This is a genomic window from Amycolatopsis sp. NPDC003731, assembly GCF_053586895.1.
In genome coordinates this window covers 1-17928 of record NZ_JBSFNC010000169.1, presented here as the reverse complement: position 1 = coordinate 17928, position 17928 = coordinate 1, and the positions used below count along the sequence as shown (strand labels likewise).

The 17928-nt window shown below is 70.9% G+C and carries 20 protein-coding genes; 17 read left to right on the top strand and 3 right to left on the bottom strand.

The genetic code is table 11. The features are described from left to right. The first annotated feature begins 444 nt into the window (after positions 1-444). From ACWDN5_RS40620 to ACWDN5_RS40585, 8 genes are all read left to right on the top strand, one after another. Positions 445-1032, top strand: a complete 588-nt coding sequence (locus tag ACWDN5_RS40620; protein WP_310974587.1) for a YceD family protein — start codon at positions 445-447, stop codon at positions 1030-1032. An 84-nt stretch (positions 1033-1116) separates the two neighbouring features. After that, positions 1117-1299 (top strand): 50S ribosomal protein L32, encoded by a 183-nt coding sequence (gene rpmF / locus ACWDN5_RS40615; protein ID WP_003090635.1) that lies wholly within the window; start codon positions 1117-1119, stop codon positions 1297-1299. A 13-nt stretch (positions 1300-1312) separates the two neighbouring features. Beyond that, on the top strand, positions 1313-2062 hold the full coding sequence (gene rnc, locus ACWDN5_RS40610) for a ribonuclease III (protein ID WP_310974586.1): 750 nt from the start codon (positions 1313-1315) through the stop codon (positions 2060-2062). Between the two features lie 87 nt (positions 2063-2149). Continuing rightward, on the top strand, positions 2150-3505 hold the full coding sequence (locus ACWDN5_RS40605) for a polysaccharide lyase 6 family protein (protein WP_449680013.1): 1356 nt from the start codon (positions 2150-2152) through the stop codon (positions 3503-3505). A 44-nt stretch (positions 3506-3549) separates the two neighbouring features. Further along, positions 3550-4419, top strand: a complete 870-nt coding sequence (gene mutM / locus ACWDN5_RS40600; RefSeq protein ID WP_449680012.1) for a bifunctional DNA-formamidopyrimidine glycosylase/DNA-(apurinic or apyrimidinic site) lyase — start codon at positions 3550-3552, stop codon at positions 4417-4419. A 58-nt stretch (positions 4420-4477) separates the two neighbouring features. Next, the gene (locus ACWDN5_RS40595; protein ID WP_013223693.1) at positions 4478-4912 is read left to right on the top strand and encodes a helix-turn-helix domain-containing protein; all 435 of its coding nucleotides are present in this window, start codon (positions 4478-4480) and stop codon (positions 4910-4912) included. A gap of 262 nt (positions 4913-5174) precedes the next feature. Then, complete coding sequence (locus ACWDN5_RS40590; protein ID WP_310974583.1) at positions 5175-5660, top strand: hypothetical protein; 486 nt, start codon at positions 5175-5177, stop codon at positions 5658-5660. Then, positions 5657-6847, top strand: coding sequence for an MAB_1171c family putative transporter (locus ACWDN5_RS40585; RefSeq protein WP_449680011.1), 1191 nt, complete (start codon positions 5657-5659; stop codon positions 6845-6847). Before ACWDN5_RS40590 ends, ACWDN5_RS40585 begins: the two co-directional genes overlap by 4 nt. 297 nt (positions 6848-7144) lie before the next feature. On the opposite strand, the gene ACWDN5_RS40580 is transcribed toward ACWDN5_RS40585, so the two are convergent. Then, positions 7145-8047 carry an SMP-30/gluconolactonase/LRE family protein gene (locus ACWDN5_RS40580; protein WP_449680010.1) on the bottom strand — a complete coding sequence of 301 codons (903 nt, stop codon included), beginning with the start codon at positions 8045-8047 and terminating at the stop codon, positions 7145-7147. 61 nt (positions 8048-8108) lie between these two features. Here ACWDN5_RS40580 and ACWDN5_RS40575 point away from each other — a divergent pair, with 61 nt between their 5' ends. The 4 genes from ACWDN5_RS40575 (at position 8109) to ACWDN5_RS40560 (ending at position 11202) form a co-directional block, all read left to right on the top strand. Then, on the top strand, positions 8109-8555 hold the full coding sequence (locus ACWDN5_RS40575) for an Lrp/AsnC family transcriptional regulator (protein ID WP_449680009.1): 447 nt from the start codon (positions 8109-8111) through the stop codon (positions 8553-8555). An 84-nt stretch (positions 8556-8639) separates the two neighbouring features. Then, on the top strand, positions 8640-8963 hold the full coding sequence (locus tag ACWDN5_RS40570) for a PadR family transcriptional regulator (protein WP_086843254.1): 324 nt from the start codon (positions 8640-8642) through the stop codon (positions 8961-8963). Next, positions 8960-10159 carry a DUF1700 domain-containing protein gene (locus ACWDN5_RS40565; protein ID WP_449680008.1) on the top strand — a complete coding sequence of 400 codons (1200 nt, stop codon included), beginning with the start codon at positions 8960-8962 and terminating at the stop codon, positions 10157-10159. Before ACWDN5_RS40570 ends, ACWDN5_RS40565 begins: the two co-directional genes overlap by 4 nt. A gap of 152 nt (positions 10160-10311) precedes the next feature. Next, positions 10312-11202 carry an alpha/beta fold hydrolase gene (locus ACWDN5_RS40560; RefSeq protein ID WP_449680014.1) on the top strand — a complete coding sequence of 297 codons (891 nt, stop codon included), beginning with the start codon at positions 10312-10314 and terminating at the stop codon, positions 11200-11202. 223 nt (positions 11203-11425) lie between these two features. Here ACWDN5_RS40560 and ACWDN5_RS40555 read toward each other — a convergent pair whose 3' ends face one another. Then, the gene (locus ACWDN5_RS40555; RefSeq protein WP_310974577.1) at positions 11426-11947 is read right to left on the bottom strand and encodes a general stress protein; all 522 of its coding nucleotides are present in this window, start codon (positions 11945-11947) and stop codon (positions 11426-11428) included. 210 nt (positions 11948-12157) lie between these two features. Between ACWDN5_RS40555 and ACWDN5_RS40550 the strand changes: the two genes are divergently transcribed. The 4 genes from ACWDN5_RS40550 to ACWDN5_RS40535 are packed head-to-tail and all read left to right on the top strand — an operon-like array spanning position 12158 to position 16341. Next, positions 12158-13522 (top strand): glutamine synthetase family protein, encoded by a 1365-nt coding sequence (locus ACWDN5_RS40550; protein ID WP_449680007.1) that lies wholly within the window; start codon positions 12158-12160, stop codon positions 13520-13522. Continuing rightward, positions 13503-14210, top strand: a complete 708-nt coding sequence (locus tag ACWDN5_RS40545) for a gamma-glutamyl-gamma-aminobutyrate hydrolase family protein (protein WP_449680006.1) — start codon at positions 13503-13505, stop codon at positions 14208-14210. Before ACWDN5_RS40550 ends, ACWDN5_RS40545 begins: the two co-directional genes overlap by 20 nt. After that, a complete protein-coding gene (locus ACWDN5_RS40540; RefSeq protein WP_310974575.1) occupies positions 14207-15574 on the top strand; it encodes an aldehyde dehydrogenase family protein in 1368 nt (455 codons plus the stop codon). Before ACWDN5_RS40545 ends, ACWDN5_RS40540 begins: the two co-directional genes overlap by 4 nt. Further along, positions 15574-16341 (top strand): 3-oxoacyl-ACP reductase, encoded by a 768-nt coding sequence (locus ACWDN5_RS40535; RefSeq protein WP_310974574.1) that lies wholly within the window; start codon positions 15574-15576, stop codon positions 16339-16341. Before ACWDN5_RS40540 ends, ACWDN5_RS40535 begins: the two co-directional genes overlap by 1 nt. On the opposite strand, the gene ACWDN5_RS40530 is transcribed toward ACWDN5_RS40535, so the two are convergent. After that, positions 16338-16535: a hypothetical protein gene (locus ACWDN5_RS40530; protein ID WP_449680005.1), complete on the bottom strand. Its 198-nt coding sequence runs from the start codon at positions 16533-16535 to the stop codon at positions 16338-16340. The genes ACWDN5_RS40535 and ACWDN5_RS40530 overlap by 4 nt on opposite strands. A gap of 72 nt (positions 16536-16607) precedes the next feature. On the opposite strand from ACWDN5_RS40530, the gene ACWDN5_RS40525 reads away from it, so the two are divergent. Beyond that, positions 16608-17903, top strand: coding sequence for a helix-turn-helix domain-containing protein (locus ACWDN5_RS40525; protein WP_310974572.1), 1296 nt, complete (start codon positions 16608-16610; stop codon positions 17901-17903). Positions 17904-17928: the final 25 nt, after the last annotated feature.

Sequence of the window (17928 nt, the reverse complement as noted above, 5' to 3'; positions counted from 1 at the left end):
ACCGACTCGCACACCACCATGGTCAACGGCCTGGGCACCGGCCGTAGTGACAATCCCGGCTTCGGGGTGGTGGGCACCCGGAGCCACCCGAGCCGGGCAGAGACCAACCAGCGGGACCCGCTTCCACCAGGCACCAGTGACCGGCTGTACCGGAGCCATGCCTGGAGCAGGTGGGGCCCGGCAAGGTCTGCTGATGCGGGGTTGCTGGCACTCCGCGAAGGTCCCGAATGACTCATTCGAGACCTCCGACGTCCCGAATGAGTCATTCGCGACACCGCCGGAGCGCCCCGCAGCTGCGGCTTCGGTGTGGCGGGCACCCGAACCCCGCCCAACTCAGCCGCACCTCCGAGCAGAGACCAGCAGCGACCGAACCCGCCCCCAAAGAGAGCACCCCGCCGGGTGCCTGCTCAAAAGGGGTGGCGACCAGTGCGTACCCTGGACTGGATGTCCGAGAACAAGACCCCCCAGCTCGACGACCGCAGCCCGTGGGTGATCGACACCCGTGAGCTCGGCCGTCACGCCGGCCTCAGCCGCGCCGTCAAGCGCAGCGTGCCGGTGGAGACGCCGCTCGGCGTCCCCGATGTCATCACCATCGAAGCCGGCTCCGAGCTGGACCTCGACCTGCTGCTCGAGTCCGTCGTCGAAGGCGTCCTCGTCAGTGGCACCGCCACGGCCACCGCGAAGGGCACCTGCGCCCGCTGCCTCGACCCGCTGACCGAAGAGGTCGAGGTCGAGGTCCAGGAGCTGTTCGCCTACCCCGGCTCGGCCACCGAGGAGACCACCGACGAGGACGAGATCCCCCGGCTGGTCGACGACAAGATCGACCTCGAGCCCATCGTGCGCGACGCGATCGTGCTGGCCCTCCCGCTGGCCCCGCTGTGCACCGAAGACTGCGCCGGGCTCTGCACGGACTGCGGCGTCAAGTGGGCCGATCTCGAGCCCGGACACGGGCATGAGAAGATAGACCCTCGGTGGGCAGCACTCGTCGAGCGCTTCGACGAGAACGCGGGCGAAAAGCCTGGGCCCAGCTGAGCAAGCCTGACGAGCGCCCCAGCTCGTTCCGGAGGAAAGTTCGCTCGCACGACCGCGAGCAGACCGTCATAAGGAGATCTACTCGTGGCCGTCCCGAAGCGGAAGATGTCGCGATCCAACACGCGCTCCCGCCGCAGCCAGTGGAAGGCGGCTCCGGTGCAGCTGGTGCCCTGCTCCAACCGCGCCTGCAAGCAGCCGAAGCTCCAGCACGTCGCGTGCCCGTCGTGCGGCCAGCACAACGGCCGCCAGGTCGTCGAGCCCGCCTGATCGGGTAGCCGACATGGGGGGCAAGACGCCCGGGGGACCAGTAGCCGATCGGGCGCTGTTGCTCGAAGCGCTCGGGGTCACCTTGGACCCCGAGCTGCTCCGGCTTTCGCTGACCCACCGTTCGTACGCGTACGAAAACGGAGGTCTGCCGCCGAACGAGCGGCTGGAGTTCCTCGGTGATGCCGTGCTCAGCCTCGTCGTCACCGATCACCTCTACACCACACACCCCGACCTGCCCGAAGGGCAGCTCGCGAAGCTCCGCGCCAGCGTGGTCAACATGCACGCACTGGCGCGGGTGGCCCGCGGGCTCGGCGAGGGCGGGCTCGGGGCGCACCTGCTGCTCGGCAAGGGCGAAGAGCTCACCGGCGGCCGGGACAAGGCGAGCATCCTCGCCGACGGGCTGGAAGCCGTCATCGGCGCCGCCTATCTCGAGCACGGCATCGAGATCGCCCGCAAGCTCGTGCACCACCTCTTCGACCCGCTGCTCGCCGAAGCGCCGCTGCGCGGGGCCGGGCTCGACTGGAAGACGAGCCTGCAGGAGCTGACGGCGTCGGCCGGGCTCGGCGTGCCCGAGTACAAGGTCGAGGACACCGGGCCGGACCACCGCAAGGAGTTCACGGCCACCGTGCTGGTCGCCGGCCGTCCCCTCGGCCACGGCACCGGGTCGACGAAGAAGGAAGCCGAGCAGAAGGCCGCCGAGACGGCCTGGCGCTCGCTGTCCGCCGAACTCGAGGCCCAGCAAAAGGCCGAACCGGAGTCCTGATCAGCGGGAACCCTCGTTGACGCTTTGCCGGACCGCTCAGTAGCGTGTGGACATCCGCCGCCCCGTGCTCACTGAGAGGTTTGGCGGATGCGTCTGCTCTTCACACCCCTGATCGCCGCGGCGCTCGTCGTCGTCCCCGGCTCGCCGGCGTCGGCCGCGCAGGTCCGCGTCACCTCCCTGTCCGCGCTGCAGTCGGCGCTGGACAAGGCGAACGCCGGGGACACGATCGTCCTGGTCGACGGCTCCTACTCCGCGAGTTCGACGCTGTCGATCAAACGGTCCGGCACCGCTTCGGCGCCGGTGACGATCGCCGCCGAGCACACCGGCAAGGCGACGATCACCGGCTCGAAGACGTTCTCCTTCGCCGGCGGTGTCCACCACGTCGTGCTGCAGGGGTTCAAGTTCCGGGGAAGCGCTTCCCTGAGCGTCCCGGCCGGGGCGTCGCACAACCGCTTGTCCCGCAACGACTTCCAGCTCACCGGCGACGGCAACTGGGTCTCGGTCAACGGTGACGACACCGAGGTCGACCACAACGTCTTCCAGAACCGCACCAGCCAGGGCGTGTTCCTGCAGATCCTCGGCCCCTCGGCCGCCATGGCGCAGAACGTCCACGTGCACCACAACTACTTCTTCAACCACCAGTTCAGCGGCGACAACGGCGGCGAATCGATCCGGCTCGGGCTGAGCAACCACCAGTCCTACTCCGCGCACGCCATCCTCGAATACAACCTCTTCGAGAAGGCCGACGGCGACAGCGAGGCGATCTCGGTCAAGTCGTCCGACAACGTCATCCGCTACAACACCATCCGCGACAGCAAGGGCTACATCGTGCTGCGCCACGGCAACCGTAGCACCGTCGAAGGCAATGTGCTCTTCGATTCGGGGATCCGGTTCCACGGCAACGACCACAAGATCGTCGGCAACTACGTCGCGAACTCCGGCGGGCGGGCGATCGTGTTCGGCTCGGGCGACGAGGCCGACAGCGGACCGACGAGCAAGCTGCACGACCGCCCGGACCGGGACACCGTCGCCTACAACACGGTGATCGGGTCGAACAGCGTCATCGACGGCGACGGCGGCGACTTCAAGCCGAAGGACTGCGTGGTCGCGGACAACCTTGTCAAAGGCACCTCGGGGACGCTGGTGACGCTGCCGAGCGGGTCGACGGTCAAGTACGAGGGCAACATCACCTTCGGCGGCACCGGCGGGATGCCGTCGCGGAACGTCGACCCGAAGCTGGTCAAGGACGCGGCCGGGCTCTACCGGCTGGCGTCGGGCAGCCCCGCGGTCAACGCCGGCGTGGGGTCGTACCCGTACGCGGCGAAGGACTTCGACCTGCAGACCCGCTCGGGCACCTTCGACGTCGGCGCCGACGAGTACTTCGCCTCGGGAACGACCCGGGTTCCGCTGGCGAAAGCCGACGTCGGGCCCACCGCGCCGTAGGTGCCTTTTCAAGAAATGTCGGACCCCCCGGGCACAATGGCCGCATGCCCGAACTTCCCGAGGTCGAAGTCGTCCGCCTGGGCCTGCAGGCGCACGTCGCGGGGCGGACCATCCGCCAGGCGGAGGTCCTGCACCCGCGCGCCATCCGCCGGCACGCCCTGGGCGCGGAGGACTTCACGCAGCGGCTCGCCGGCACCCGCGTCGAGGCGGCGCGGCGCCGGGGCAAGTACCTGTGGCTGGAGCTCTCCGACAAGGAGGCGCTGCTGGCCCACCTCGGCATGAGCGGGCAGATGCTCGTCCAGCCGGAGGACGCGCCGGACGAGAAGCACCTGCGGGTGCGGCTGCGTTTCGACGACGACGGGCCGGAGCTGCGGTTCGTCGATCAGAGGACGTTCGGCGGCCTGGCGCTGGACGACCTCAGCGACATCGGCGGGGACGTCCTGCTCCCGGACACGATCGCCCACATCGCCCGCGACCCGATGGACCCGGAGTTCGACCTCGACGCGGCGGTGCGCGCGCTGCGGTCCCGGCGCACGGAGGTCAAGCGCGCGCTGCTCGACCAGACGCTGGTGTCGGGCATCGGCAACATCTACGCGGACGAAGCGTTGTGGCGGGCGCGCCTGCACTGGGCCCGGCCGACCGAGAAGCTCACCATGGCGAAGGGCCGCGAGCTGCTGTCGGCGGCGTCGGACGTGATGAACGCCGCCCTGGGGGCGGGCGGCACGTCGTTCGACGCGCTGTACGTGAACGTGAACGGGCAATCGGGGTACTTCGACCGGTCGCTGGACGCGTACGGCCAGGAGGGGATGCCGTGCCACCGGTGCGGCACGGCGATCCGGCGGGAGCCGTTCATGAACCGTTCGTCGTTCTCGTGCCCGCGGTGCCAGCCGCGGCCACGGGCGAACTCGGGTTGATGGTGGAGGTGCGCCTTTCAGCTAGGATGAATACGCCTGGTAGCTGAGGGAGTGCATCGTGGTCAAGGAGCCCGGAAAGTCGACGCTGGCCGACAAGATCGACCGGCTGTTCCACGTGGTCCGCAGGCCCGATCGGGAGCCGTACAGCAACGAAGAGGTCGCCAAGGCCTGCCGCGAAGCGACGGGCGAGAGCTTCTCGACGACGTATTTGTGGCAGCTCCGCACGGGCCGCCGCGACAACCCGACCAAGCGGCACCTCGAGGCACTGGCCCAGTTCTTCGGCGTGCCCCCGGCGTACTTCTTCGACGACGAGCAGAGCCGGAAGATCGCGGAGGAGCTGGCGTTGCTGGGCGCCCTGCGCGACGCGGGGGTCCGGGACCTGGCGCTGCGCGCGGTGACGTTGTCCTCGGACGGCCTGGACACGATCAGCGACATGATCGACGCGATCGCCCGGAGGGAGGCCGGCCGCGGCGGCCCGAAGAAGGAGAGCTGAGGGTGGCGGTGCGTTCGCCGTCGGAGCCGGCCGCGGACGCGAACCGCCGGTCCCGGTCCCGGAACGCCGGTGTGGAACCATGTGCGGCGTCCGCGCGTCGGATTTTCCCCCGGCCGCGCAACCACACGCGCTTTGCCGCGTTGAACCTGCCGAAGCCGTTCGGCCGGGGCGTGGCGAGGGAGGCCTGAGAGTGGCGCGACCATCCTTGCGGCGGCGACCGGCCCGGTCGCTGTGGAACCGGGCCCGCGAAGTCGCCGATGCCGTGAGCCTGCCGGAACCCTTCGACGCCGAGGGCTTCGTCGCGGCGCTGGCCGCCGAGCGCGGGCGTCCCATCGAGCTTATGCCCGTCAGCGCTCCCGAAGGCGCGCCGTGCGGACTTCTGATGAGCACCGAACGCGCCGACTACATCCTCTACCCGACCAACACGACCGCCCTGCACCGGCGGCACATCCTGCTGCACGAGGTCGGGCACCTGCTGTGCGGGCACGTCGGCGCCGACGCGGGCGCGGACGGCGTCGCGATCGATGCCGCCGCCGGGCGGCAGCTCATGCCGAACCTCTCGCCCGAGCTCGTCCGGCGCGTGCTCGGGCGCACCACCTACTCGGCCGCCGAGGAACGCGAAGCCGAACTGGTCGCGACCCTGCTCGCGCAGCGCGTGGTCCGGCCCGCCGAACCGCGTGAACCCGCGCCCGGCGTCCCGGACGGCGTGCGGCGCTTCGATTCCCTGTTCGGCCGCCGCACGCCGTGATCGAAAGCCTCGCCTACTACCTCTGCCTCGCGGGGTTCGCCGGGTTCGGGTACAAGCTGATCGAGGCGCGCCGCAGCCAGCCGCCGCGCACGATGTGGTTCCTCGCCGGGTTCGGCATCTGCATCGCCACCGGCATCGTCGTGCTGACGCCTGCGATGTCGGCCCTCGCCGGCCCCGGCCCGGTGGCCGAGTGGGTCCTGAGCTTGGCCGGCGACGAGCTGAAACTGGGCGCGATCGGCTTCGCGGTGGCCTTCACCCAGTCGGTGTGGCGTGGCGACAGCGCCCGGCTCGCCCCGCACGCGCTGTTCACCGGGGCGACGATGGTGCTGCTGGCGGTCTGCTTCGCGCTGTCCGAACCGCGGCGCGTCGGCGACGACACGGTTTTTTCGGGTGCCGGCCTGCCGTTCGCGTTGGGCGACAAGGTGTTGTTCCTGCTCTACAGCCTGATCAGCCTGGGGTTGCTGCTGGCGGTGTTCGTCCGCAGCGCGTGGCACGCGGAGCCGGGGCCGCTGCGGGCGGGGCTGTGGTTGCTGGTCATCGGCGTGGGCGCGGCGACCGCGTGGACGTTCTGGGACGTCGACGACGTCCTCCAGTTGGCCCGCACGGCCCGGATCGGCGCCCGCGAAGACCTCCCGTCCTCGATCCTCGCGGCGGTGACGGTCGGTTTCGTGGCCGCGGGGGCGACGCTCAGCGCCTGGTCCCCGGCGGTGTCGTCGCTGATCGGCCGGGTGCGCGCGTACCGGGCGTACCGCCGCATCGAGCCACTGTGGACGGCGCTGCGCACGGCGGTCCCCGGGATCGCCCTCGACCCGGGCCGCGAGCTGGCGGGGGGAGCGGAGTTCGCGCTGTACCGCAGGGTCATCGAAATCCGCGACGGCCACTTGGCGCTGCGAGCCCACTTCGACCCCGACCTCCCACCCCGAGCCGAGGCGGCGGCCCGCCGAGCGGGAGTCCGCGAGACGGAGGTGGCGGCCACAGTCGAGGCGGTGACCCTGGCGGCGGCGATCGAGGCGGGCCGCGCGGGAAGGCGCTTCGACCGCGAACCGGACCCCGAGCCAGCCCCCGAGCCGGAGCCGGACACGGAGGCGGACGTCGCGGCGGAGGCGGCCTGGCTGGTCCGGGTGAGCCGGGCTTGGCGCCGCCGCGAGGCAGTGGTGGAGCGGGTCGAGGCGCCCACGCCCGGCTGACCGGACACGAGCTCCGCCGGAAGTGGGCCCTCCGCCGGGGGTAAGCCTGCCGCCGGGGGGTGGTCCCGCCGCCGCAAGTGGGCCCGCCGCCAAAAGTGAGCTTGCCGCCGGAGGTGGGCCTGTCGCCGGAAGTGGTCCTGCCGCCGCCAGTGGGCCCGCTGCCGGAGGTGAGCCTGCCGCCAAAAGTGAGCCTGCCGCCGGAAGTGGGCCAACCGCCGGAAGTGAGCCAGCCGCTGCAAGCGAGCCAGCCGCCGAAAGTTCCTCGCCGCGACACCGGTCCCGGCCGGCCTCGGTGCCTCAGCGCGGGTAGCGGGCCCCGTTCACCGTCACCCTCAGCGTGTACAGCGAACTCGAGGCCGTGATGAACAGCTCGTTGCCCCGCGCGCCGCCGAACGTGAAGTTCGAGCACACCTCCGGGATGCGCAGCTTGCCGATCCGCGTTCCGTCCGGCGCGAAGCAGTGCAGCCCGTCGTGGGCCGCCGCCCAGACGTGGCCTTCGCTGTCGACCCTCACGCCGTCGAAACCGCCGCTGTCGCTCGTCGTGAAGATCTCGCCGCCCGAGAGGCGGCCGTTCTCGCCCACCGAAAACACCCTGATGTGGCTCGGTGTCTGGCGTGTGTCCGCGATGTACAAGCGGGACTCGTCCGCCGAAAACGCCAGGCCGTTCGGGCGGCTGAAGTCGTCCGCCGCGATCTCCACCGTGCCGTCCGGGGCCGCGCGGTACACGTGGCAGGCCCCGATCTCGCTCTCCGCCCGGTACCCCTCGTAGTCGCTGTCGATTCCGTAACTCGGGTCGGTGAACCAGATTGACCCGTCCGAGTGCTCGACCACGTCGTTCGGGCTGTTCAGCCTCATGCCCCGGTACTCCGAGGCCAGCACCGTGATCGAGCCGTCGGGCTCGGTGCGCGTCACGCGGCGGGGACCCTGCTCGCAGCTGATCAACCGGCCCCGGCGGTCCACCGTGTGGCCGTTCGCGTACCCGGACGGCTGACGGAAGACGCCGACCTGGCCCGTCGTCTCGTCCCAGCGGAGGGTGCGGTCGTTCGGGATGTCGCTGAACACCAGGTAGCGCCCCGCCGGGAAGTACGCCGGCCCCTCCGTCCAGCGGCAGCCCGTGTGCAGGCGCTGCGTCCACTCGTCGCCGTTGACGCGGGCGAACCGCTCGTCCAGCACCTGGAAGTCCGTCTTGATCAGGTCCATCACCAGCTCCTCATGAGATTCTGTCAAAAGCATGGATTACCGAACCTGATACGGTCAACACGTGGATGAAGTAGATCGCATGCTGCTCAGCGAACTCCAGCGTGACGCCACCCAGGCGTACGCCGCCCTCGGGAAGGCCGTCGGACTGTCCGCGGGCGCCGCCCATGAACGCGTGCGCAAGCTCCGGGAGCAGGACGTCATCCGGCGGACCACCGTGGACGTCGACCCGGCCGCCGTCGGGCGCGGGGTCGCGGCCTTCGTGCTCGTCGAAGCGAACGCCTGGATGGGCGACCACCCCGTGCGCGAAGCCCTGGAGGCCCTGCCCGAAGTCGTGGAGGCGCACGTCATCGCCGGCCCGGCGTCGCTGCTGGTCAAGGTGCGCACCGCCACGACCGAAGACCTCCAGTCGTCGCTGCGCCGGCTCTTCGCGATCGACGGCGTCACCGGCACGCAGACCATCGTGGTCCTCGAATCCTTCTTCGAGCGGCCGGTGGACACCCGGAACTGAACACGGCGATCCGAAACGGACCTCCGCCGTGCACACTACTGCGCAATGCGTGGTACCTTCCCAAGCGTAAGACTGGAGGGTGCAGTGGAGATCAGTCAGCTGCTCAAGGGCGTGCTCGATCTCGCCGTCCTCGCGGTGCTCCGCGAGGAAGACGGCTACGGGTACGACGTACTGAGAAGACTCCGGGCCGCCGGCCTGGACGAGGTGGGGGACGCGTCGGTGTACGGGACGTTGCGCAGGCTCTACAAGGCCGGCCTGCTGACCTCGTACGTCGTGCCCAGTGAAGAGGGTCCCCACCGCAAGTACTACAGCCTGAACGAGCCGGGCCGGGCGCGCCTCGCGGAGTCGGGCAAGACCTGGCAGAGCTTCGCTTCGACGATGAACGTGCTTTTGGGAGAGGCAGCATGAGCGACAAGCCGACCGCCGTGCGGGTGTATCTGGCGCGGGTCCGGACCGCGCTCGCCGACCTGCCCGCGAGCGAGATCGAAGAGATCCTCGAGGACGTCCGCCCGCACCTGGCGGAACTCGAAGCCGAACTGGGCGAGGGCGCCCGTGTCGAGGCCCTGATCGAACGGCTCGGCTCGCCCGAGAGCTACGCCGCCGAGCTGCGCGCGTCCGGTGGCTACCCGGCGCCGGGTGAGGGGGCGACACAGGTGCTCACGACAGCCGCGCCCAGCCTGCTGAAGCCGCGGATCGCATTGTGGGGCCTGGTGTTCTGCGCCCTGGGGCTCGCCATGCTCGCCTTCGGCGCCACCGTCTCCCGCAGTCCCGATGCCTTCGTCGGCCTGTTCCTGTTCGCGCCGGTCTTCCTCGTCAGCCTCGTGCTGCTGCTGCGCGGCGGGGTCGAGCCGGTGCTGGCCCTGCCGGAAGTCGGGTGGCTGCGCACCACGATGGCCAAGGGCCGGGATCAGGAGGACACCGGCAAGTTCCTGCGCTACCTCGGCTCGCTCAAGCCGGCGTGGTGGGTGTTGTGCGCCGTCGTGCTGGTCGCGCTGGGGCTGCTGTTCATGCTGCAGCGCCGCAGTGGCGTGCTGTTGCTGCCGTTCCTGATCCTCGCGGCCGTCGCGGCCCTGTGGGCCGGGCCGCGGGTGCGGGGCGACCGGAAGCTGCTGTGGGTGGTCGTGCCGATCTCGGCGTTCGTCATCGGCGGCGCACTGGGCGGCTTCGGCGCCGCGATCGACCTCTTCGCCCGCGGGACGTCCTACTCGGGCCCGTCGTCGTACTACCCGTCGGCGTCCGACAACTACGGCAACGACCAGCTGACCTACGGCGGCCGCGACGTCGAGAACGTCTACGCCTTCGACGCCGAGGGCAAGCCGCTGACCGAGGTCTACCTCTACGACGAAGAGGGCAGGCCGCTCACGGTGACCCGCTACGGCTGCGAGCGCTCGACCGGCGGGAAGCAGAAGATCGGCGAGGACAACCGGTTCCCGCGGCCGAAGATCGAGCAGGGCGTCACCGACGACCGGGGCAGCTACAACGGCTACAACGGCTACCGCGGTGCCTGCCGCGAGCTGGCGGGCGTGCCGTTCAGCGCCGCGATCCCGAAGGTGACGGCACCGCCCACGACGACGACCACGTCACCGGCTCCGCCGACGAGGTAGGGGGAGGAACGCCGGGGCCGCTCCCGGCGTTCACCTGATCCGAACGCGCCCGAAACGTCCCGCCAACGCGGGGCTGGTGTGCTGGGCCGGTGCTCCCGGAAGCCTTCGCCCCGCGGACCCGGGTGGTCCACGGCTACGAGCGCGCCTACCGGATGGCCGGGCGCGGCCCCGTGCTGCTCTTCCTGCACGGCATCGGCGACGACTCGTCGACGTGGCTGGAGCTGCTGGAGTCGCTGGCGGACGACTTCACGGTCATCGCGCCCGACCTGCTCGGCCACGGCGCTTCGGCGAAACCCCGTGCGGACTACTCGGTCGCCGCCTACGCCTGCGGCATGCGCGACCTGCTGACCACCCTCGACGTCGACCGGGTGACGGTGGTCGGGCACTCCCTCGGCGGCGGCGTCGCGATGCAGTTCGCCTACCAGTTCCCGGAACGCTGCGAACGCCTGGTCCTGGTCGGCTCGGGCGGGGTCGGCGCGAGCGTGCACCCGCTGCTGCGGCTGGCCGCGGCGCCGGGGGCGGGGCTGCTGCTGCCGCTGCTCGGAGCGCAGCCGGCGTTGCCGGTGCTGCGCAAGCTGGCCGAGTCGCTGCGGATCTCCGACGACCTCGACTACGTGGTCGCCCGCTACCTCCGCCTGGTCGAGCCGGGCACGCGGTCGGCGTTCCTGCGGACGCTGCGCTCGGTCGTCGACTGGCGCGGGCAGGTCGTCAACATGCTGGACCGGTGCTACCTGACCCAGGGAATCCCGACGCTGCTGGTGTGGGGCACGGAGGACCGGGTGGTGCCGAGCGGCCACGCGCTGCGCGCGCACCGGGCGATGCCGGGCAGCCGGCTGGTGCTCTTCGAAGGGGTGGGTCACTTCCCGCACCGCTCGGCCCCGAAGCAGTTCCTGGAGGTCCTGCTCGAGTTCCTGGCGGAGACGCCGCCGGCCGAGTACGACCGGGCGCGCTGGGGCGAGCTGCTGCGGGCGGGCCGCCCGGCGGAGCAGCCATCGGCCTCGGCGGAGATCCCCGACGCGCCGACGGTGTCCTCGGGCACCTGAGCAGCCCCGATTTCCACGCTACCGGCGGGCACCGACAGTTCCGGGCACCGGCCGGACTCGGTGTGGACCACCCGCGCTTCGGCTCGGCGTTGTGGACAACTCGGGCCGCCCGCGGTGAGCGTGCCCGAACCTGTCGGGCGCTCCCGATAGCGTGGAAACCGGGGGCTGCTCGGACACGGCGAAGGCCGCCTCCCGTGGGAGACGGCCTTCGCGTACTACCGGATCAGTGGCCGAACGCGCTGCGCGCCGCGAGGTCCGCCAGCAGCGCGCGGCCCTTCTCGGCGTTGCGCGGCTGGGACAGCACGTCGTAGCGGCGGGCCACCAGCTGGCTCTGCGAGATGAACCCGCGCTTGTTGCGGTTCACCGCGTAGCCCAGCGCGCCGAAGAGCAGGTTGAACCCGAGACCAGCGACGAGGCCGATCACGATCGGGACCATGCCGGCGCCGGGGTTCAACAGGCTGAGCATCAGGCCGAGGAACAGGCCGAACAGCGCACCGGACGTCGCCGCGCTGCCGAGGACCTTGCCCCACGACATCTTGCCCGCGACCCGCTCGACGAGCATCGGTTCCACGCCCACGATCGTCACGTCGGTGACGGGGAAGTCCGCGCCCGCGAGGTGGTCGACCGCCCGCTGTGCCTGCTCGTAGGACTCGTACGAACCGATCGGCCAGCCGGTGGGCAGGGTCGGCAGCTGGGGCCGGGCCTGCTGCTGTCCGATCGTGGTCTGCGTGAATGCTGTGGTCATCGATCTCACCTCTCTTGCCCCGTTCAACGCGCGAGGGCTCCGGATTCCTCCCGTGGCGGCGGATTCACAGACTCTTCTCAGCCGGGCATCCCGGACAATCCGACCGCCGCTGCAATGGTTCAAAAAGATACCTTTGTTCCGGTTGACCCGGCGAGCCTCACCGGGTAGGAAGGACCGGCAAAGGATTCATACCAAACCTTTGGGGCGACGATGGCACGCAGGCGAGGCATGCTCACGCTCGACGAACTCCGGGCGCGCGCGGACGCGGGCACGATCGACACCGTGCTCGTCGCGCTCACCGACATGCAAGGCAGGCTGCAGGGCAAGCGCTGCTCGGCGGAGTACTTCCTGGACGAGGTCGTCGGCCACGCCACCGAGGCCTGCAACTACCTGCTCGCCGTCGACGTCGACATGAACACCGTCGACGGCTACGCGCTCTCCTCCTGGGACAGCGGGTACGGCGACTTCGTGCTGCGCCCCGACTTCGACACCCTGCGGGAGATCCCCTGGCAGGAGGGCACCGCGCTGGTCCTGGCCGACGTCGAGCGCGTGCAGGGCGGCGCCGTCAGCGTGTCGCCGCGGCAGATCCTGCGCCGCCAGCTCGACCGGCTCGCCGAGCGCGGGCTCGCCGCCTTCGTCGGCACCGAACTCGAGTTCATCGTCTTCGACGACACCTACGAAGCCGCCTGGGACAAGCGCTACCACGGCCTCAAACCCGCCAACCAGTACAACGTCGACTACTCGATGCTCGGCACCGCGCGCCTGGAGCCGCTGCTGCGCCGCATCCGCAACGACATGGCCGGCGCCGGGCTCTACCCCGAGTCCGCCAAGGGCGAGTGCAACCCCGGCCAGCAGGAGATCGCCTTCCGCTACACCGATGCCCTGAGCACCTGCGACAACCACAGCGTCTACAAGAACGGTGCCAAGGAGATCGCCGCGCAGGAGGGCAAGAGCCTCACCTTCATGGCGAAGTACAACGAACGCGAAGGCAACTCCTGCCACATCCACATCAGCCTGCGCTCCACCGAGGGCCGCGCCGTGCTGGCCGGGGACGGCGAGCACGGCTTCTCGAAGCTGATGGAGCACTTCCTCGCCGGCCAGCTCGCCGGGCTGCACGAGCTGACGTACTTCTTCGCGCCGAACATCAACTCCTACAAGCGGTTCGTGCCGGGCAGCTTCGCGCCGACCGCGATCGCGTGGGGCACCGACAACCGCACCTGCGCGCTGCGCGTCGTCGGGCACGGCGAGTCGCTGCGCGTCGAGAACCGGGTGCCGGGCGGGGACGTCAACCCGTACCTCGCCGTCGCCGCGCTCATCGCCGCCGGCTTGCACGGCATCGAGAACGAGCTGGAGCTCGAAGATCCCTTCACCGGCAACGCCTACCACTCCGACCGCGGCACCGTGCCGACCACCCTGCCCGAAGCGGCCGCGGCGCTGGCGGAGAGCGACCTGGCGCGCGCGGCCTTCGGCGACGAGGTCGTCGATCACTACCTGAACGCGGCGAAGATCGAGATCGACGCCTACAACGCGGCCGTCACCGACTGGGAGCTGATCCGTGGCTTCGAACGGCTCTGAGCCCGTCATCGGCCTCACCAGCTACCTGGAGCCCGCGAAGTTCGGAGTCTGGGACACCGAGGCCGTGCTGCTGCACCGGGTCTACGTCGACTGCGTCGTCGCGGCGGGCGGCATCCCGGTGCTGCTGCCACCGGTGTCCGACGCGTACGACAAACTCGTGTCCACTGTGGACGGGCTGGTGCTCACCGGTGGCGCCGACGTCGAGCCCGCGCGCTACGGCCAGGAGCCGCACCCGGCCACCTACGTCCGGCCCGAGCGGGACGCCTTCGAGTTCGGCCTGTTCGCCGCGGCCCGGCGCGCACGCAAACCGGTGCTGGGCGTGTGCCGCGGCCTGCAGGTGATCAGCGTCGCCCTCGGCGGCACCCTGACCCAGCACCTGCCCGAGAGCGGCACCAGCGAGCACCAGCCGGCGCCGGCGACGTTCGGCCGGGGCACCGTCACGCTCGCCGAGGGCAGCCGGGCCGCGGCGATCCTCGGCCCCGAAACCAAGACCCTGTGCTACCACCACCAGGCGATCGACCGGCTCGGCAGCGGCCTGGAACCGGTCGGCCGGGCGGAGGACGGCACGATCGAGGCCGCTGAACTACCCGGTGAGTTCACCCTCGGTGTCCAGTGGCACCCCGAGCAGGACACCGACGACGTCCGGCTGTTCCAGGCTCTCGTCGAAGCGAGCAAGGAGAACCGATGACCACCACCTTCGACGTCCTCAACCCGGCCACCGAGGAGGTGGTGCGGAGCGTCCCCCTGACCAGTGCCGAAGAGACCGACGCGGCGATCGCCCGCGCCCAGGCGGCGTTCCCGGCCTGGCGCGACGTCACCCCCGGCGACCGCGCCCGCCTGCTGCGCCGGTTCGCCGACGCCGTCGAGGCCGACATCGAGCACCTCGCGCGGCTGGAGGTCGAGAACTCCGGCCACACCATCGGCAACGCCCGCTGGGAGGCGGGCAACGTCCGCGACGTCCTCACCTACTACTCCGCCGCCCCGGAACGCCTGATCGGCAAGCAGATCCCGGTGCCCGGCGGGATCAACGTCACCTTCCAGGAGCCCCTGGGCGTGGTCGGCGTGATCGTGCCGTGGAACTTCCCGATGCCGATCGCCGGCTGGGGGTTCGCGCCCGCGCTGGCCGCCGGGAACACCGTCGTCCTCAAGCCTGCCGAGCTGACGCCGCTGACCGCGCTCCGGCTGGCCGAGCTGGCCCGGGAGGCGGGCATCCCGGAGGACGTCTTCCAGGTGCTGCCCGGCAAGGGGTCCGTGGTCGGGCAGCGGTTCGTCGACCACGGGGGAGTGCGGAAGGTCGTGTTCACCGGCTCCACCGAGGTCGGCAAGCAGATCATGGCGGGCTGCGCGGCGCAGGTGAAGCGCGTGACGCTGGAGCTCGGCGGCAAGAACGCCAACATCGTCTTCGCCGACTCCGACCTGGAGAAAGCCGCGGCGACCGCCCCCTACGGCGTCTTCGACAACGCCGGCCAGGACTGCTGCGCCCGCTCCCTGATCCTGGTGCAGGCGAGCGCGTACGACCGCTTCATGGAGCTCCTGGAGCCCGCGGTGCACGGCGTCGTCGTCGGCGACCCCGGCGACGAGAAGACCGAGATGGGCCCGCTGATCTCCGCCGCGCACCGGGAGAAGGTCGCCTCCTACGTCCCGGACGACGCGCCCGTGGCCTTCCGCGGCACCGCGCCTTCCGGACCGGGCTTCTGGTTCCCGCCGACCGTCGTCACCCCGCCCGACCTGCGTCACCCGCTCGCCGCGGAGGAGGTCTTCGGGCCGGTCGTCGCCGTGGTGCCGTTCGCGGAGGAGGCCGACGCGGTCCGGATGGCCAACGCGACCGAGTACGGCCTGTCCGGGTCGATCTGGACCCGCGACGCCGGGCGCGCGTTCCGAGTTGCGCGCGGCGTCGAATCCGGCAACCTCTCGGTGAACTCGCACTCGTCGGTGCGCTACTGGACGCCGTTCGGCGGCTTCAAGCAGTCCGGCCTCGGCCGCGAGCTCGGCCCGGACGCCGCCGCGGCGTTCACCGAAACCAAGAACGTCTTTCTGAGCACGGAGGAGTAATGGTCCAGCGTTTCGAAGGCCGCGTCGCGGTCATCACCGGCGGCGCCAGCGGCATCGGGCTCGCCTCGGCCCGGCGCCTGGCGAGCGAAGGCGCGAAGGTCGTCATCGCGGACCTCTCGCCGGCCGAGGGCAAGGCGGCCGCCGACGAGATCGGCGGCGCGTTCATCCAGACCGACGTGACCGACGCCGAGCAGGTCGAGAACCTGTTCCACAGCACGGTGGAGCAGTTCGGCTCGGTCGACGTCGCCTTCAACAACGCCGGCATCTCACCGCCGGAGGACGACTCCATCCTCACCACCGGCATCGAGGCGTGGGACCGCGTGCAGCGGGTCAACCTGACGTCGGTGTACCACTGCTGCAAGGCCGTCCTGCCGCACATGCAGCGCCAGGGCAAGGGATCCATCATCAACACGGCGTCGTTCGTGGCGGTGATGGGCGCGGCGACCTCGCAGATCTCCTACACCGCGTCCAAGGGCGGCGTGCTGGCGATGAGCCGCGAGCTCGGGGTGCAGTTCGCGCGGGAGAACATCCGCGTCAACGCGCTGTGCCCGGGCCCGGTGAACACCCCGCTGCTCAAGGAGCTGTTCGCCAAGGACCCGGAGCGCGCGGCGCGGCGGCTGGTGCACGTGCCGGTCGGCCGGTTCGCCGAGCCGGAGGAGATCGCGGCGGCGGTGGCCTTCCTGGCCAGCGACGACGCCAGCTTCATCACGGCGGCGCAGTTCCTGGTCGACGGCGGCATCTCCGGGGCGTACGTCACCCCGATCTAACGCTGCGACTTCTTCTTGACGTCGTAGACCTCCCGCAGGTAGCGCCAGGCGGCGTTGAGCTTCTTGCGCTCTTCGGAGATCTCCTTTTCCCGGCGGCGCAGGATCCGGGTGGCGATCTCGGAGGCGAGGAACGCGCCGGCGGCGAAGGTCAGCGCGCCGACGATCAGGGTCAGGGCGAGCACAGTGGTGGTCATGGTGACCAGCGTCGGAGCACCGTGGGCGGGTCGTCCCTGCGCAAAGCTAGCGGGTTTCGTTAGCTTTGTGAGGTGACGCACTGGCGCGCCGACGAGTGGGCGGAAGCGGTCCGGGCCGGCATCCGTTCGCGGGGCCTTTCCCTGGACGAGGCCGCCAGACGCATCGGCGTTCCGACGTCGACCCTGCGCAGCTGGATCGAACACCGGCACGCGCCGAAGGTGACGGTGTTCGACCACTGGGCCGAGATCGCCGAAGTCACCGGGCTCGGGGAGGCCGAGCTGCTGCGCGTCGCCGGCGTCCTGCCGGACAGCCTCGCGAGCCCGGTGCACGTCGCGCAGGCGGCGAAGGCGCTGCGGGAGGGCATCGACCGGGCCGGGCAGTTCCTCCGGCAGGCCACCGCGCTCGTCTACTCCTCGCCCGGCACGCAGGTGGCCAACGCGATCGCGGCGTCGCCGATCGACTGGGAGATGCGGATCCGGTCGGCCACCCGCGGCGACGAAGTCCGGGTCACCTACCACCACTACGTCGGGATCGTGCCGCCGCGGGACTTCCCCTACGACGACGCCGAGGTGCGCCGGATCATCGAGCACGACGTCCTCGGCGAGCTGTGGCGGCCGCTCGGGCTGTACTGGCGGGTCGCCGAGGTGCACGACTGGCACGAGCCGCCCCGGCTGGTCATCCAGGTGCCCGAGCAGGAGGCGACGCGCCCGCCCGCGCCGTCGCCGGTGGTCGCCGCGCCGCCGGTGGTCGTGCTGTCGCCGATCTGGGGCTACGGCGAGCTGCTGGCCTCGCTGGTCGCCGACGGCCTCGGGTTCGGCAACGTCGACTTCCGCTACTTCGGCCTGCCGGACAAGATGGCCGACCGGGTCCGCGTCACCGCCCGTGAGCTGGCCGAACCCGCGCCGCGGCTGGTGCACTCGGTGCCGCCGATCATGCTGCTGCACGGCCTGGCCGTGCCGGACCTGACCGGCCGCCTCCCGGTCGTCGTCCGCTACGGGCCGCGGATGCGGGAACGGGCGGCCCGGATCTACCGGTCGGCGCTGCTCGAAGCCGGGTTCGACGACCCGCTGGAGGGCGCCCGGGCGATCGAGGACGCGGTCGCGGTCCCGCCGGGCTGCGCGCACTTCGAGGTGACCCTGGCCGACGAGGACGTCTTCGACGGCGACCGGCCGTCGCTGGACCGCCTCAACGACTCGGTGGCCTGGCACGCCGAGCAGATCGTCGAGCAGGTCCTCCTGGGTGCGGGCCTGCCGCCGGTGCCGGTGGGCGGGCCGCTGAAACGGCTGGTCCTGCCCTCAGGCCGGGTCCGGCGCCCGCCGGTGCTGGCCGGCCAGGTGGTCCGCCGGGTCGCCGGAGGTCGCGAATGACTCATTCGGGACCTCCGAGGTCGCG

Excerpts from the sequence above, each read along its gene's own strand:
- ACWDN5_RS40565 (WP_449680008.1), top strand. The coding sequence starts at position 8,960 with ATGAGCGACAAGCCGACCGCCGTGCGGGTGTATCTGGCGCGGGTCCGG.
- ACWDN5_RS40535 (WP_310974574.1), top strand. The coding sequence starts at position 15,574 with ATGGTCCAGCGTTTCGAAGGCCGCGTCGCGGTCATCACCGGCGGCGCC.
- ACWDN5_RS40580 (WP_449680010.1), bottom strand. The coding sequence starts at position 8,047 with ATGGACCTGATCAAGACGGACTTCCAGGTGCTGGACGAGCGGTTCGCC.
- ACWDN5_RS40530 (WP_449680005.1), bottom strand. The coding sequence starts at position 16,535 with ATGACCACCACTGTGCTCGCCCTGACCCTGATCGTCGGCGCGCTGACC.
- ACWDN5_RS40540 (WP_310974575.1), top strand. The coding sequence starts at position 14,207 with ATGACCACCACCTTCGACGTCCTCAACCCGGCCACCGAGGAGGTGGTG.
- rnc (WP_310974586.1), top strand. The coding sequence starts at position 1,313 with ATGGGGGGCAAGACGCCCGGGGGACCAGTAGCCGATCGGGCGCTGTTG.
- ACWDN5_RS40555 (WP_310974577.1), bottom strand. The coding sequence starts at position 11,947 with ATGACCACAGCATTCACGCAGACCACGATCGGACAGCAGCAGGCCCGG.
- ACWDN5_RS40550 (WP_449680007.1), top strand. The coding sequence starts at position 12,158 with ATGGCACGCAGGCGAGGCATGCTCACGCTCGACGAACTCCGGGCGCGC.
- ACWDN5_RS40620 (WP_310974587.1), top strand. The coding sequence starts at position 445 with ATGTCCGAGAACAAGACCCCCCAGCTCGACGACCGCAGCCCGTGGGTG.
- ACWDN5_RS40560 (WP_449680014.1), top strand. The coding sequence starts at position 10,312 with ATGGCCGGGCGCGGCCCCGTGCTGCTCTTCCTGCACGGCATCGGCGAC.
- ACWDN5_RS40605 (WP_449680013.1), top strand. The coding sequence starts at position 2,150 with ATGCGTCTGCTCTTCACACCCCTGATCGCCGCGGCGCTCGTCGTCGTC.
- mutM (WP_449680012.1), top strand. The coding sequence starts at position 3,550 with ATGCCCGAACTTCCCGAGGTCGAAGTCGTCCGCCTGGGCCTGCAGGCG.